The organism is Colwellia sp. M166, assembly GCF_024585285.1.
GTDB lineage: Bacteria > Pseudomonadota > Gammaproteobacteria > Enterobacterales > Alteromonadaceae > Cognaticolwellia.
This window is the reverse complement of sequence record NZ_CP040755.1, coordinates 2962624-2977104: the sequence shown is the minus strand read 5'-3', so window position 1 is coordinate 2977104 and position 14481 is coordinate 2962624. Positions and strand designations below refer to the sequence as shown.

The following is a 14481-nucleotide window of genomic DNA, read 5'->3' as shown; positions in this document are numbered from 1 at the left end:
AAAGCTCAATAAACTTCGATTTTAATTAGCCATACTGATAGAATAGCGCCGATTTTCGTAGCTTAAAGTGATGACACATATTCATGTTTTTAGAAAACTATTGCCATATTTCAGATGAAAAAATTACTTTCACACGTCAACAGGCGAGTGATTTTGCAAAGCAAATTGCCGATGATTTTAATCCTTTACATAACATCGATGCTAAACGTTTCTGTGTTCCTGGAGACTTATTGTTTGCACTAATTCTAGAACGTGCCGGTTTACATCAAGAAATGAGTTTTAAATTTTCAGGTATGGTAACTGATGCAACAACGCTAAATATTCCAACAGAAATAACAACAACAGCGAGTATTATTGACGATAAAGCAAAAGAATATTTAAATATGTCTGTTGCCGGCCATAGCACAAAAAACAGTAAAGCAATTGAGTCTTTAACACGTGCCTATGTCGAGTTTTCAGGTCATACTTTTCCTCATATTCTGGTCGAATTAATGAAAGAAAATAAAGTCATGATCAATCCAGCTCGCCCGATGATCATGTATGAAAGTATGTCAATTCAACTTGAGCAACTTGATTTTCAAGACATCACCTTACGCTTGTCTTCAACCACTTTAGCGCAAGAAGGTAAACGTGGTAATGCCTGCTTATCTTTTGATTTGGTTTCGCAAGGAATAGTGATCGGACACGGTAAAAAGTTCATGCTATTAAGTGGCTTACGAGACTATTGTCAAGAAACCATTGACAACATCGTGACCGAATATAACCAGACTAAAGCTCGTTACATTACCGAGAAAACACAATCTGCATAACCTATATAATACCAAGTCTATTAAGTTTGTTCCCACTCAGAAACTTAGTAAAATTGGTATAACTTAGCTTAGGGTAATAACAATCACTAGGAATTACCCTAAGTAGCCAACCACGACTAATTACGCAATTTTTTTCCGAACCAGTGTAAGGCTTGATCAGCTTTCACAGCAGCTTGACGAAAATATTTCTGACTTTTCTTCAGCCAGACTTTCGCCCAGTCATACTCTAAACTTAGCAAGGCTAAGCCAAGGGGGATAAATATTACCGCCGGCCCGGGCAGTAAGATAAAGACTATGCCAATCAATAAGCACGCAAAGCCTAAAGCAGTGCGTGTGGTACGCTTTAGCCTTTTGAACATATTTGTTTGCATAATTTTCCTTCACTAATTTTATTGCTGTAAACAATAATTTGCAAAACTCATTCCAAAGATAATTATCTTTATTTATCAACAAACTAATTTTAACTTCCCTTAAATACCGATAACTAAGTGGTGTAAAAGACAAAATAATAGTGAAGATGGCAAAGCCGTTCAGTAACTTTTTTCAAACTCTGTTTGTTGGCGTCGCTTATCTTCAACGCATGCTGAAAACTGCGACATTGATTTCGGCTGACGACAGCCCTTATTTACTTGATAAAATTTCAGCCAAGCTTGTAGTTTTTCACCTTGATATTTAGATCGCACCACCACGGGGCTGTTGCTAGCAAAGGGCACCAAGGCTTTAAGGGGAGCAATTTTTTTGTTATTTGCGCCGCCAACACTAATAATTTTTTTCTGATCCGTATGCTTTAGTTTTACTCGTTGCTTTTTTTTGGTTTTAGACGTAAGTTTGCCATTTTCACATTGCCACCAATTGTTGCGCGCTTTAGCTTCTTGAGTTGCTAAACTTTTACTACGTTTATTTGAGTTAGCTTGACGTTGTTGTGCCTGAATACTATCAAGTTTTTTACGATAGCTTTGGCAGTGTTTTTTGCCTGCTAGCGCCTCAAAAGAACTTAACAGCATGATTAATAGCAAACTAAAAATTATTACCTGTTTCATATTGCTTCAGCCAGAGAATTCCATTTCCATAACAAAAGTGTAGTCAAGTTTAAGTAGTTTTCGACTCTATAAGAGAGATAAAAGTCACTATAACCACACGCTCATAGCCATGCCAAAATAAAATCATAAATATTAAAAATCCTTTACTGAGCTTTAGCATAACTCAACAACCGCAACTATAATAACAGCAATCAAAACTCATTCTATGATTGACAACTAAATTAAACCACAATGAAAAGAGGAACATGGATGTTTCAAATAACAATTAGCCACATACTTTACAGTAGCTTTCTGCTACTGATATCAACTTGCACTGGTGCGCAGCCAGTCACTGAGCAGATCGCTTTCCAATCAAAGCCAAAATTACAACTGGCAACTACATATCAAAAAAATACCGTTATTGCTGATTATTGGGTAAGTGAAAAATTAGATGGTGTTCGAGGGTACTGGACCGGACAACAACTATTAACCCGTAATGGTAATGTCTTATCACCACCGCCATGGTTCATTGAAAACTGGCCAACAATAGCCATGGATGGTGAATTATGGAGTAACCGTGGACAATTTGAAGCAATCAGTAGCTGTATTCGACGTAAGTATACTGATGGGCAATGTTGGAAAAACCTTAAGCTGATGGTTTTCGATCTACCTCATCAAGCGAATAACTTCAGTAATCGCCTTAAAACTATGAGGAAATTACTGAACAAAACAAATTCTCCCTATCTAGCAATAGTGTCACAATTTAAGGTGGTAGATCATATTCAATTATATGCACTTTTGGATAAAATAGTTGCTGAGAACGGTGAAGGGTTGATGCTACATCTTGCTACCGCTAATTATCAAAGTGGCCGAAGTAAAAACTTATTAAAACTCAAAAAGTATCAAGATGCGGAAGCTAAGGTTATTGCACATCTCGCTGGTAAAGGAAAATATCGAGGCTTGTTAGGAGCAATTAAGGTAGAAACTCCAGAAGGTATTATATTTAAAATCGGCAGTGGTTTTTCCGATCAACAGCGCCATCACCCTCCGAAAATTGGCAGCATCATAACCTATAAATATGTTGGTAAAACGCAACGAGGTGTGCCAAGATTCGCCAGCTTTCTTCGAATTAAAAACCAACATTAGTCGCACACCTTAAGGCGTAAAATTTTATGGAATTACATTTATGGTTATCTCTAGTCGTTATTTGTATTCTTGGGGCACTATCTCCTGGTCCTAGCCTCGCCTTAGTCATTAAAAACACCTTAAATGGTGGCGTGCAGCAAGGCTATGCTACAGCAATTAGCCATGGACTAGGCGTAGCACTTTATGCTGCAATCACGGCCACAGGTATTGGTTTGTTGATAGTGCAATCGCCGCTGCTATTCACCGCAATAAAATACGCTGGTGCGGCATTTCTTTTATATTTAGGTATAAAATCTTTAATGAGCAAGCAAAAAAGCATGCAATTTTCTCAGCAAGCAACTGCGCTAGATCCATCAATAAACGGTTGGCGTGATGGCTTTTTAATTGCATTTCTCAATCCTAAACTTGCTATTTTCTTTCTGGCACTATTTAGTCAATTTGTTGAGCCTAATGCCGGATGGCAGCAAAAAGGCATCATGACAGCAACAGTCGGGATCATTGATATGTTGTGGTATGTCATTATAGCTTTTACCATCTCACGTGGACCTATTTTAGATAAATTAAAAGCTAATAGTCATATTGTTGATAAAGTCACCGGAAGTTTTTTGATTTTATTAGCTGCGCGCGTAGTGTGGACTTAAGGCTAAAATTTCGAACTAATTAGCCGGAGTAAGGAATAAGGACATTTTATTACTTACTCCGGTATCGAACAAACCTCATTAATAATCAATACATTAAGAACTAACTTCAGGTTTATAAATAAAATATAGGCACTTTAAACCCTTGCCTTGATGAGCTTCTTTGAATACTTCAGGTGTCTTAACTTGATATTGAAAGACACAATCAGGGCATTCTTTTGCCACTTCTGCCATAAGAAAGTCTTCATTCAAGTCAGGAGAGTTTAAGCACAATAAAACATCGCCATTCTCTGACATCAGCTCAGGTAAGCGACGAATGATCTTTTTATAGTCTCTTTCAATATCAACGCTACCTTTTTGAAAAGACGGCGGATCAGAGACCAATAACTGATAGGGGCCATGTTTTTTCAAGCGTCCGTAAGACTTAAAAATATCGACACCTTCAAAGATAACTTTCGATAAATCTTGATTGTTTAAGCGATGATTTTCTCGACCTTTTGCTAACGAGCTTTTGCTCATATCAATATTAACGACTTTACTGGCATTACCGGCTAATGCCGCAACAGAAAAAGCACAGGTATAAGAAAATAGATTTAACACCTGCTTATTTTCACTATGGCTTTTAACCCATTCTCGGCCATTGCGCATATCTAAAAACAGACCGGAGTTTTGCGCTTTACCTAAACTGATCTGATATTTTAAACCGTGCTCTAGCGCAGATAAGTGAGTGACCTCTTCGCCCCAAAGTAATTCACAAGGGGCAAATTTACGGCAGCGATATTGCACCTGAATTGATTGGCATTTATCGGTCAATGTCCGTAATTGTTCGACTAACGCTGACAACCAACTTGCTTCAACCTCTTGGTATAAACTAATCAAAATAACCGGCTCTAACCAATCAATATTGACGTGAGATAAATTAGCATAAGCATGACCACGGCCATGAAATAGTCGTTGGCTTTCTTGAAAGTCATTTGTTTGAATAAACTCAATCATTATATTAAACCAATTTAGCTTGAAAAAATAAGGCCGGATAATAACAAATTATTCGGCCTTATGGGTTATCTAAAGTTTTTAATTAACAGCAAATAATATTATTTGCTGTCTGTTAAAAACCAAAAATATTATAAGCAAAGAACTTTTGTGCAACCGTATTAATGAAAATCCCAAATATAATCACCGGAATAAAAGTACCTAAGGAAAAATTAATATATTTTTCGACCCAAGAGCCTTTATAGGCATCATTCCCTATTGCTAGCTCTTCAGATAACTGCAGTTTCTTCCAACGATAACTGACAAATACACATAATAAGAAACCATTCAACGGTAAAATAGTGTCATAAAAAACATCAACTATTACGTCAAAGAAAGCTTTATTCTGTCCTGCATAATTCATAAAATCACTAAAAAAATCAACCATCCCATACGAGACTAATGCAAAAATTGTTAATATCCCTGCACTCATCAGCAGAGTTGTTAATGCTTTCTTACGACTTTGGCATTTTTCAAAAACCAAATAAGAAACAGGAACTTCAATAATAGATACTAATGATGTTATCGCAGCAAAGAACACTAATAAAAAGAATGAAACAGCTAATGCACTGGCGCCAAAATAGCCCAAAGATACTTGTAACGCTAAAAATATTTTCGGGAGAAAGGTGAAAATTAATGCTACGCCACTATTACTAAGTTCATCAGGGTTAATATTGGGATCAAAGGAAAAAATAGCGGGTAGGATCATCAAACCAGCAGTAAAAGCTACGGCAGTATCGGTAAGAGCAACAAATTTAGCAGAACCAACGATATCTGTTTTTTTATCAATATATGAGCCATAAGTGATCAAGATCCCCATGCCTAAAGATAATGAAAAAAATGCCTGAGATAAGGCTCCATTTATAATTGAGGGAGTTAACTTGGATAGATCTGGGATCAGAAAAAACTTTACTCCCGCCATGGCATTTTCAAGTGTTAAGACATAAATCACCATCAAAATAAGCATGATAAACAATGCCGGCATTAAAATTTTCGCCGCCTTTTCTATACCTTCTTTAACACCAGCCACTAAAATAAAATAAACCATTGCCGAAACAACAATTAAAGAGGCAAATAAATATTCATTTTTTACAAATTGTGTAAAGTAGTCACCATTCGCCAATAAATCTAAGTTTCCCGAGACAATTAAAACGATATAACCCAGTATCCATACGGTTATAACGGTATAAAATACGGCAATCATAAAAGGGGTCAACACGCCAAGAAAGCCTGCAGCTCCCCACGCACGACTTCCACCACTTAAGGTTTTATATGCACCAACAGGTTCTTTTTCTGTTTTCCGTCCAACCGCCATTTCGGCAATCATCACAGGTAAACAAATAAAAAAAACAAAAAGAGCATACATTAATAAAAATGCACCACCACCATTCTTGGCTGCATTTACCGGAAAGCCAACCAAATTGCCAATACCGACTGCTGAACCCGCTGCAGCTAAAATAAACCCTAAACGGGAACTAAAATGCTCTCTCTCTGTACTCATAAACATCCTTCGAAATAATTTTGTAGGGCTAATAATTATAATTGTTACTACACAGTGCCCATTTTTATTGAGATAATATAATTTATTCAACCAACCGATGCTAGCAGGCTTCGTTAATAATGTCTTGTTTTGAAAGTCAGCAACAACCAACAAAGTGTATAATATTTATTGCACTTGCCAAGCAACACTAACCATAAAATTTTGCATTCATAATATTGAGAATATTTTCAGTTTCTATTGTGGCAAAATTTGCTGCATCTTCTAGGTCATCTTTTGATATATGTAATGACTGACATAGTGCTGCATCAACATTATCATCATAGTTAAATGTCTCGGGGTGACATTCAACCAATGCTAATCGTGAGGCAAGGTACAAAACTTTCACATCTTTATTAATTTCAATGTTTTGAGCATTATTGTAATGGCGAATAGGTAAGATTATTTTTTCTGGAATTTGCCAGATTTTCAGCAGCTCTGCTGAAACCTCAGTGTAAGTAAAACCGAGCACCTGTTGCTGTAGTTGCCAAGGTAGGATATTAACATTGTACGCCTCACATTTTTTTGCCAACTCAGGAGAGATTTTTGCAACAATTAATTCACCAAAATTTTGTAATAAGCCAGCAACAAATAAGCGCTCAATATCTCGAATGCCGGCAGTAATGGCTAAATTTTTCGTTGCCAAACCACAAAATACACTCATACGCCAAAACCTTTTCAAATCTATCGACTGACTTGAAAAGTGTTTGAATGCTGTTGCCGCAACATCCACCAACATCATGTTGTAAATGGCTTGTGTGCCAATAATAGTAATCGCACGTGAAATAGTACCAATTTCACCTGAAAAGCTATAAATAGCACTATTAGCCATTTGCAATAAGCGCGAGGCCATCGATGGATCAACACTGATAACATTGGCAAAATCTTCAATAGTGGAGTCATCCTCCTCCATTAGCGCTTTCACTTTAAAACAGGCATCAGGTAGCGCAAAAGAGCCATTCGCTTGCATGGCATATTCAAGAGCATTCATCAGTTGCACTATCCTTATATAGATTTCATGTAAAATTCACGCTACTTAAAATTATTGTGCGAAAGTAACAGCAAAAAAATCGCCATCATGCCATTGAGGACGCTCAACTTGATTAGCGATTTCTAAACCTATCATCATATTAACCAATGCAAAGCTTGCTGCGGCCTGATAGTTAATGGGTAAGGTAATTTCATCACTGTGTTGATGATAGTGATTTTTTAAGAAGTCACCAAACACCGCACCACCATCAATACTCTCATCAGTTGATTTAAAGCCGGTCATTAAAAAGACCGATGGAATACCAGCTTTAACAAAGCTGTAGTGATCACTACGGGTAAAAAGTGCTTGTTCCGGCATGGGATCTTCACTGAGTTCGATGTTAATTTTATTTGCCGCTGTGGCAACAATTTTTCCCATGGTTGAATGCGTTGAACCAAACGCTATAACATCCGCAAATGGATAAAGAATTAATGGCATATCTAAATTAACATTTGCCACTAATTGCATGACCGGTATGGTTGGATTATTAGCAAAGTAACTTGAGCCCAACAAGCCTTTTTCCTCGCCGGTCACCACAACAAATAGCACAGAACGTTTAGGTTTTATTGGCATTTCGGCTAATAGACGTGCTGTTTCGAGTAAAATAGCAACACCTGAAGCATTGTCTAGCGCGCCATTATTAATAGTATCGTCATCGCCAGCATCTGAACTTATGCCTATGTGATCAAGATGGGCACTAAAAACAACATATTCATTTTTCAGCTGCTGATCACTACCTTCAACCGCAGCAATAATATTCGGACTCGTGATTTCTTCATAACGAGAGCGGTTTTTCAGGGTAACTTTGTACGGTAAAGCAAAACCTTTAATCGCATTATTATTGGTATCTGCGCTATAAATATCTTCTAACGTTCTTACTGCACCAGTAAATAAAGCTTTTGCAGCAGTTTGATGAAGATAGGCACCTGCCAATATTTCCGGCTGCGTACCAAACGGCACATTGTCTTTCGTCAGCCAACTCAAACGTGGTGTTTGGGCATATTGTGCTGATTTTTCAAAACTACGTACTTTTTCCCGCTTAGGCGTATGTAGCGTGATAAAACCTATCGCACCATGTTCTGCAGCGTGACGGCTCTTTTCTGCACTTGCACCAATATGCGCGCCTTCTTCTGACGGTAAGTCATCAGGCCTACCGGTTAAAGCCACAACAATTTTACCTTTAACATCAATATTGTCATAATCATTGTAGCCAAACTCTGGCGATACGACCCCGTAGCCAACAAATACGGTTGAAGCCGTAATAGCGCTATCATTTTGTAAACTCGAACCAGAAGTCAAAAACTCTGTTGCATGCTCAAGTTCGATATCACCTTTTAAACCATGAATAATAGCGCGAGCAGAGCCATCAATAAGGTAACTTTTACGAAAGCGTACTTGCTGTTCAAAACCACGCTCCTGACCCACAATGCTTGTACCCTTTGGCGTTAAACCCAGTTGTTTAAAGTAAGATTTCACATAGTTAGCCGCTATTTGATAGCCATGACTACCAGTATCTCGGCCCTGCAAGGTGTCATCAGCAAGAAATTCAACATGTGCTTTTATGTTATCGGCATTAACTTGATGAGGCACTTCTTCATTGGCCACTTGTGTCACTGGCGCTGGAGATTTATTGCAAGCCAATAGCGCTATAGCCAATAGGCCTATTAAACTAACTGTGCTGTTTTTTTTCGACGGGATTATATACTTCATAGTTTCTCGTTAACTTATGCTCATTGATGCTTGAATTACTCGCAAATGGCGTATCCAGGAGTCATTGAGTATTATTATTTATTTTTATAAGCAAGTGCTAGCCTTTGATATCACTCAATGGCAATAGCCAGAAAGTATTAAAACACTATATCGAGTGTTATCTGAAAAAACTAGCACTGGGTAGAAAAAGCAAATTAGGCTATCTACAGATAGTGTTGTTATAACTTTGCATTGCGCTATTTTCAATCAAAAATGGGGACACCAGAGTGTCGTTTAACATGTTCAGTAACGATGTAAGTATGTGTTTGGGAAACACCAGATAACTCCACAATTGCACCTAATAATGCACGATATGCTGCCATGTCTTCGAAGCATACCTTCACTAAGTAATCAAAGCCTCCTGCAACCATATGACATTCTGCGACCTCTTTAATTTCAATAACTTCACTACGAAACTTATTGAAAATATCAGCGGTAGTGCGATCAAGCGTCACTTGAATAAATGCTGTCATACCGTACTTTAATTTACTGGCATTTAAAAAAGCCCCATAAGATTCAATATACCCTTCATGCTCGAGACGTTTTACTCGCTCTAAACAAGGACTAGCACTTAAATTAACACGCTGTGCTAAAGTACTATTTGAAATGCGACCATTTTTTTGTAAAACATCTAAAATAGTTAAATCAATACGATCTAAGACCTTGGGTTTGCTACTTGTCATCTGTCAGTCAGCTTTAAAGTTAATGGCTTTATTAGCGGAATAAATTACCGCAAAAAATCTCGAAACGCCAACATATTCGTTAGCCGATTTCAGTCAGAAAACCTTGAGCATTATTAATTTTTCAAAGCTGTGATTTTTTAGGTTTACCGATGACTAATAGCATTGTATCGAAAGAAGTGACCACTTAAGGCTATATGAGTGAGATTATACCAAGTCTAATAGGTTTGGTATTAAGAAGTGCCTAAAACTTAAAGTCATGACTATCTTTTGACGCCTGCTCTGAGCAAGCAAAAAGAAAATAACTTATCTGTCAACATTTGCTCAGTAAAAAGCATTCAATATCATCCGCAGGTAAAGGCTTAAAGTAGTAAAAACCTTGACCATAAATACAACCCATTTTTCTTAAGAGTTCCGCATCGGCAACATTCTCAATGCCTTCGCCTATTGTGGCCATATTTAAGTTAGCGGCTAAATCAATAATGGTTTTAATTATTGCTTGATGGTTGCCACGTTCATGAACATTTTCAATAAAAGAACGATCAATTTTTAACACATCCATGGGAAAGCGATGTAAATAGCTTAAACTCGAATAACCGGTGCCAAAGTCATCAAGTAATATTTTTACGCCCATTTTTTTCAAGGCATACATATTTTTCAATACCAGATCATTATTTTCTAATAACGCACGCTCAGTCAACTCAACACGTACTTGGTGCGGTTTTACACCTGTTTTATCAATAATAGCTTGGATATCTTGCGGTAAACTAACACTAAAAAAGTGATTACAATAAAAATTGCAACTCACATAAAGGTGCTCTAAACCGAGGCGTTGCTGCCAAAGCTTAAGCTGTCGACATGATTTTTCTAAGATTTGTAGATCAATCTCCATCACTAAATTAGTTTCTTCTGCCAATGGAATGAAATCATTAGGGAAAACAAAACCACGCTTTTCACTCGGCCACCTTGCCAAGGCTTCAAAACCAATAATTTTACCGTCAGTCATTTGAACTATTGGCTGAAAATAAGGCACAAACTCTTGATTAGCAATAGCTTCTCGAATATCCACTTCTAACGATAAAGCATTTTGCACTTTTTTATGCATACTCGAGTCAAAAACTTCGTAGCGTCCTTTACCTTTATCTTTCGCGTGGTACATGGCGATATCGGCATCTCTGAGCATATTATCAGCACTACCATAACGCTCATTATTAAATAACACGCCGATACTGGTGCCAATAAATACCGACTGGTTTTCAATATTAAAAGGGGCAGATAATAACTCAGTTATTCTGTTAGCAATATCGTATGCAACATCATCACTCTCAAGATCTTCAACCAAGATAACAAATTCATCACCTCCTAAACGTGCGACGGTATCCGTATCTCGAACCACATCAATCAGTGCTGTAGCAATTTTTTTCAACAGCTTATCGCCAGCGTGATGGCCAAGACTATCATTGACAACTTTAAAACGGTCTAAATCAAGAAACAAAACGGCAAATTTAAATGCAGGTCGGCGCTTATTACGAGCGATAGCGTTATTTAATAAATCAAGGAAAACCGCTCGATTAGGTAAGCCGGTTAAAATATCATGTGATGCGGCATGTTTAAGTTTTTCTTCCGCAGTTTTACGCTGTTTTATTTCATCTTCTAACGCCATTGTTCGTAATTTGACTTGGTGCTCGAGTAATTCATGAGCTTTGCGTTTGTAATCTGCAATTTCACGACGTTGCATCGCGGATGCGACATGCCGTGAGACAAAACGCAATAACTCAGCATCTTGCTCGGTAAAGCGTGTTGATTGCTGATAACTTTGTAAAACCATAGCACCAATAACGTCACCAGAATCAATTAGGGGCACACCAAGCCAGGACACAACTTCAGGCTCAGGCTTAATGGTTTTTCCTTGTTGATGCAAAGTCAGCATGCTTTGTTGATCAAGCAACACGGTTTCGCCACTTCTAAGTACTAATTCAGTAAAACGATTCGACAGTTTTCTTGGCTGATAAAATGTTTCATCATTTGCTTGTTGATCTTGAACATAGGCAAAAAACAGCTCTTCATTACTAGGGTTATATTTAGCAATGTAAAAGTTCTCAGCATTGATTAACTGGCCGACAATGTTATGAACCATGCCATAAAACTTATCAATATCTAGATCAGGATCATTGGTCAACTCAGAAATTCGATACAATGATTCTTGTAACAATTCAGCCTTTTCACGGTCACGAATTTGTTGCATCAACTCTCGTGTTCTTGCGTCGACGGCTGCTTGTAAACGTCCTCGATCTTGTAATCGTGTCAATGCGGTTACAATATGTTGCGCAGTAAACTCGAGTAAATCACGTTCAGATTCTTGATAACGGGTCTCGGCAGAGTAACTTTGTACCGCCATCACCCCGATAACAAAGCCATCATGTATCAGGGGTACACCAAGCCAATCAATACTTGCAGCCCCAACAGCCTTAATTTTTTCCTCTTGTTCTAATTGTGCAATAACTTCAGGTGTCGCCAATAAAGTCTTACCAGTTTCAATAACATAATTTGTCATTGAGCCACTGAAATCATTGAGCGAATAAATACGCTTTTCCATTTCATCTTTTTCATCAACGTGATAAGTCAAATCCAAGGTTGATAATGTTTGATCATAGAGCACGATATAAAAATTATTAGCGCTCATTACTGAGGCAATAGAGCGATGTACTTGTTCGAAAAAAGTATTTAGGTTAGCGCAATCTATTGAAAGTTGGTTAAGCTTAAATAAAGCCGTATAGCGGTCTTGCAGTTTCTGGTATTTATTCAATAAAACGATAGGTTCTGTTGTCAAATCTGCATTCGAATTAGCTAAGGGTTCTAATAAATCTGTCAACTTTTCCACCATACTACACATTTAAATTTTATGAATCGGATCAGTTATCTGTTTACTGCCTTATTAAAGGCAAATTAAAATAACAAAAATCAGTAACATTTACAGGCAAAATTCTTAGGTTATTTTTTAAGTTTTTGCGCTTCTGCAACTGCGGCCTTATTACCACAAACCCCTGCTTGCTTGTCATCACGATAGTAACGAATATCAATACAATCTTGTTGATATCTTCGTTCTAGCTCAGTACGCATCAAAGGCTTATTTTTAGCATTAATTATTTGTTTGTGTAACGACTGACATTGTTGTACTTGTTCTGACGCTAATGTTACATCTTCACAACTGTTATTATTGGAACTACATGCCGAGAAAACTAATATCCCGAAAACTATCATTACAAACTGCTTTATCATGTTACTTCTCTTTATATGCTATATAAAATTAATTCTACTTGATCTAAGCTAGGTTTTACTTAATTCCAGATCATCTCATTGTAAATTTATCGGCAAAAAAATTGACTGTATTGGTATAAATTGGAAAATACCCTAAACTGTATTTTCATTGAATTACAACACACTAGTATACCAATTCTAATAAGTTTCTTCCCACTCAGTGAAATTTAAAAAGCTTAGCGGCACAGGTTCACAGTTCCAGACTGAACCTAAGTACCTACATCCATGCAGGCAAGGCATTGCTTGAAGATAATGGTTATTACCTTGGTCAAAATCTATAACACCGATGATAAGCCTTTTAAAATTCCCCTTCGGGAACTTGCCAGCAATTCGATAACCGCTGATAATTTCTTTCATATAGAATAACTATATTCAAAAAATGATCGTTGTTCTCAAACCGCTGGTAAGCGCTGAGAGAGAACAAACTTAATAGGTTTGGTATTAGTTTTCTGTTTATTAGTGTTATTGTCAGGGGCAATGAATTACCCCACTTCCTTTTGTTTTGGGTATATAATACTTAAAAATAAAGATTAAGCATTAAGATTATTGTATTAGAGGACAATTATGCAAGTACAAGTGGTTGATTATCAGGCTAACGATGCCGCACAAAAGTTTGTCGAGAGTTTACGTAACACGGGTTTTGGCGTATTAACTAACCATCCAATTCAACAAACATTAGTAGAAAAAATATATCAAGATTGGTATACGTTTTTTACTGAAGATGAGAAACAAGCGTTTGCCTTTGATCCTGAAAAACAAGACGGCTATTTTGCGCCAGAAATTTCTGAAACGGCTAAAGGCCATAGTAAAAAAGATATCAAAGAATATTATCATGTTTACCCTTGGGGTCGTATTCCACAGCACTTGGCAGAAGATATTCTTAATTATTATAAAATGGCTTCTGATCTTGCCAGTGAATTGCTTGATTGGGTTGAAAAATATAGTCCTGCCGATGTGTCAGCTCATTATTCAGAGTCGCTATCAAATATGATCATGGATACACCGAATACTTTATTGCGTATTCTTCATTACCCGCCATTCAATGGTACAGAAGAGCCAGGAGCCATTCGTGCTGCAGCCCATGAAGACATCAACTTATTGACCATTTTACCGGCAGCGAACGAGCCTGGCTTACAGGTACAAGCTCAAGATGGTGAATGGTTAGATGTTCCCGGTGACTTCGGCCATTTAATTGTTAACATTGGTGACATGTTACAAGAGGCGTCGCAAGGCTACTTTCCTTCAACCAGCCATAGAGTCATTAATCCAACAGGTGAAAACTCGGGTAGATCACGCATCTCTTTACCATTATTTTTACATCCTCGTAGTGAAGTCGTACTTTCCAAAAATCATACCCAAGCAAGCTATTTATTAGAACGCTTAAGAGAGCTTGGTGTTAAATAATCCCAATCCTAATAGTGCTTTATCTATCAATGTACTATGACGGTCATTAAATCTAACCGAAGTTAAATAGCCGTGGATTTATTCAATAAAAAGCCATCACATTGTGATGGCTTTTTAAT

General features: G+C 37.3%; 14 protein-coding genes. 4 read left to right on the top strand and 10 right to left on the bottom strand.

Annotated elements, in window-relative coordinates:
• Positions 1 to 83: 83 nt before the first annotated feature.
• On the top strand, positions 84 to 809 hold the full coding sequence (locus FGD67_RS13550) for a DUF3581 domain-containing protein (RefSeq protein WP_257171667.1): 726 nt from the start codon (positions 84 to 86) through the stop codon (positions 807 to 809).
• Positions 810 to 925: 116 nt separating this feature from the next.
• On the opposite strand, the gene FGD67_RS13545 is transcribed toward FGD67_RS13550, so the two are convergent.
• Both FGD67_RS13545 and FGD67_RS13540 read right to left on the bottom strand, forming a co-directional pair.
• A complete protein-coding gene (locus FGD67_RS13545; RefSeq protein ID WP_257171666.1) occupies positions 926 to 1180 on the bottom strand; it encodes a PGPGW domain-containing protein in 255 nt (84 codons plus the stop codon).
• A 159-nt stretch (positions 1181 to 1339) separates the two neighbouring features.
• Positions 1340 to 1849: a hypothetical protein gene (locus FGD67_RS13540; protein WP_257171665.1), complete on the bottom strand. Its 510-nt coding sequence runs from the start codon at positions 1847 to 1849 to the stop codon at positions 1340 to 1342.
• Between the two features lie 249 nt (positions 1850 to 2098).
• On the opposite strand from FGD67_RS13540, the gene FGD67_RS13535 reads away from it, so the two are divergent.
• Both FGD67_RS13535 and FGD67_RS13530 read left to right on the top strand, forming a co-directional pair.
• Positions 2099 to 2974, top strand: a complete 876-nt coding sequence (locus FGD67_RS13535) for a DNA ligase (protein WP_257171664.1) — start codon at positions 2099 to 2101, stop codon at positions 2972 to 2974.
• Positions 2975 to 3000: 26 nt separating this feature from the next.
• The gene (locus FGD67_RS13530) at positions 3001 to 3615 is read left to right on the top strand and encodes a LysE family translocator (protein ID WP_257171663.1); all 615 of its coding nucleotides are present in this window, start codon (positions 3001 to 3003) and stop codon (positions 3613 to 3615) included.
• 93 nt (positions 3616 to 3708) lie between these two features.
• Here the strand turns inward: FGD67_RS13530 and FGD67_RS13525 are convergent, their stop codons facing one another.
• The 8 genes from FGD67_RS13525 to FGD67_RS13490 all read right to left on the bottom strand — a co-directional run bounded on the left by FGD67_RS13525 (position 3709) and on the right by FGD67_RS13490 (position 13315).
• Positions 3709 to 4608 (bottom strand): class I SAM-dependent methyltransferase, encoded by a 900-nt coding sequence (locus FGD67_RS13525; RefSeq protein ID WP_257171662.1) that lies wholly within the window; start codon positions 4606 to 4608, stop codon positions 3709 to 3711.
• Positions 4609 to 4720: 112 nt separating this feature from the next.
• The gene (locus FGD67_RS13520; RefSeq protein WP_257175119.1) at positions 4721 to 6145 is read right to left on the bottom strand and encodes a sodium-dependent transporter; all 1425 of its coding nucleotides are present in this window, start codon (positions 6143 to 6145) and stop codon (positions 4721 to 4723) included.
• Between the two features lie 187 nt (positions 6146 to 6332).
• The gene (locus FGD67_RS13515) at positions 6333 to 7172 is read right to left on the bottom strand and encodes an HDOD domain-containing protein (protein ID WP_257171661.1); all 840 of its coding nucleotides are present in this window, start codon (positions 7170 to 7172) and stop codon (positions 6333 to 6335) included.
• 51 nt (positions 7173 to 7223) lie between these two features.
• Positions 7224 to 8921 (bottom strand): M28 family metallopeptidase, encoded by a 1698-nt coding sequence (locus FGD67_RS13510; RefSeq protein ID WP_257171660.1) that lies wholly within the window; start codon positions 8919 to 8921, stop codon positions 7224 to 7226.
• 242 nt (positions 8922 to 9163) lie between these two features.
• Positions 9164 to 9643 carry a winged helix-turn-helix transcriptional regulator gene (locus tag FGD67_RS13505; protein ID WP_257171659.1) on the bottom strand — a complete coding sequence of 160 codons (480 nt, stop codon included), beginning with the start codon at positions 9641 to 9643 and terminating at the stop codon, positions 9164 to 9166.
• 310 nt (positions 9644 to 9953) lie between these two features.
• Positions 9954 to 12512 (bottom strand): EAL domain-containing protein, encoded by a 2559-nt coding sequence (locus tag FGD67_RS13500; protein ID WP_257171658.1) that lies wholly within the window; start codon positions 12510 to 12512, stop codon positions 9954 to 9956.
• 119 nt (positions 12513 to 12631) lie between these two features.
• Entirely contained in the window at positions 12632 to 12901 is a 270-nt protein-coding gene (locus FGD67_RS13495) for a hypothetical protein (protein WP_257171657.1), read from the bottom strand.
• Between the two features lie 195 nt (positions 12902 to 13096).
• Positions 13097 to 13315, bottom strand: a complete 219-nt coding sequence (locus tag FGD67_RS13490) for a hypothetical protein (protein WP_257171656.1) — start codon at positions 13313 to 13315, stop codon at positions 13097 to 13099.
• 207 nt (positions 13316 to 13522) lie between these two features.
• On the opposite strand from FGD67_RS13490, the gene FGD67_RS13485 reads away from it, so the two are divergent.
• Positions 13523 to 14362: an isopenicillin N synthase family oxygenase gene (locus tag FGD67_RS13485; protein WP_257171655.1), complete on the top strand. Its 840-nt coding sequence runs from the start codon at positions 13523 to 13525 to the stop codon at positions 14360 to 14362.
• Positions 14363 to 14481: the final 119 nt, after the last annotated feature.

Bases quoted from the DNA above. Each gene is read 5' to 3' on its own strand.
- FGD67_RS13550 (WP_257171667.1), top strand. From the start codon at position 84: ATGTTTTTAGAAAACTATTGCCATATTTCAGATGAAAAAATTACTTTC.
- FGD67_RS13545 (WP_257171666.1), bottom strand. From the start codon at position 1,180: ATGCAAACAAATATGTTCAAAAGGCTAAAGCGTACCACACGCACTGCT.
- FGD67_RS13540 (WP_257171665.1), bottom strand. From the start codon at position 1,849: ATGAAACAGGTAATAATTTTTAGTTTGCTATTAATCATGCTGTTAAGT.
- FGD67_RS13535 (WP_257171664.1), top strand. From the start codon at position 2,099: ATGTTTCAAATAACAATTAGCCACATACTTTACAGTAGCTTTCTGCTA.
- FGD67_RS13530 (WP_257171663.1), top strand. From the start codon at position 3,001: ATGGAATTACATTTATGGTTATCTCTAGTCGTTATTTGTATTCTTGGG.
- FGD67_RS13525 (WP_257171662.1), bottom strand. From the start codon at position 4,608: ATGATTGAGTTTATTCAAACAAATGACTTTCAAGAAAGCCAACGACTA.
- FGD67_RS13520 (WP_257175119.1), bottom strand. From the start codon at position 6,145: ATGAGTACAGAGAGAGAGCATTTTAGTTCCCGTTTAGGGTTTATTTTA.
- FGD67_RS13515 (WP_257171661.1), bottom strand. From the start codon at position 7,172: ATGAATGCTCTTGAATATGCCATGCAAGCGAATGGCTCTTTTGCGCTA.
- FGD67_RS13510 (WP_257171660.1), bottom strand. From the start codon at position 8,921: ATGAAGTATATAATCCCGTCGAAAAAAAACAGCACAGTTAGTTTAATA.
- FGD67_RS13505 (WP_257171659.1), bottom strand. From the start codon at position 9,643: ATGACAAGTAGCAAACCCAAGGTCTTAGATCGTATTGATTTAACTATT.
- FGD67_RS13495 (WP_257171657.1), bottom strand. From the start codon at position 12,901: ATGATAGTTTTCGGGATATTAGTTTTCTCGGCATGTAGTTCCAATAAT.
- FGD67_RS13490 (WP_257171656.1), bottom strand. From the start codon at position 13,315: ATGAAAGAAATTATCAGCGGTTATCGAATTGCTGGCAAGTTCCCGAAG.
- FGD67_RS13485 (WP_257171655.1), top strand. From the start codon at position 13,523: ATGCAAGTACAAGTGGTTGATTATCAGGCTAACGATGCCGCACAAAAG.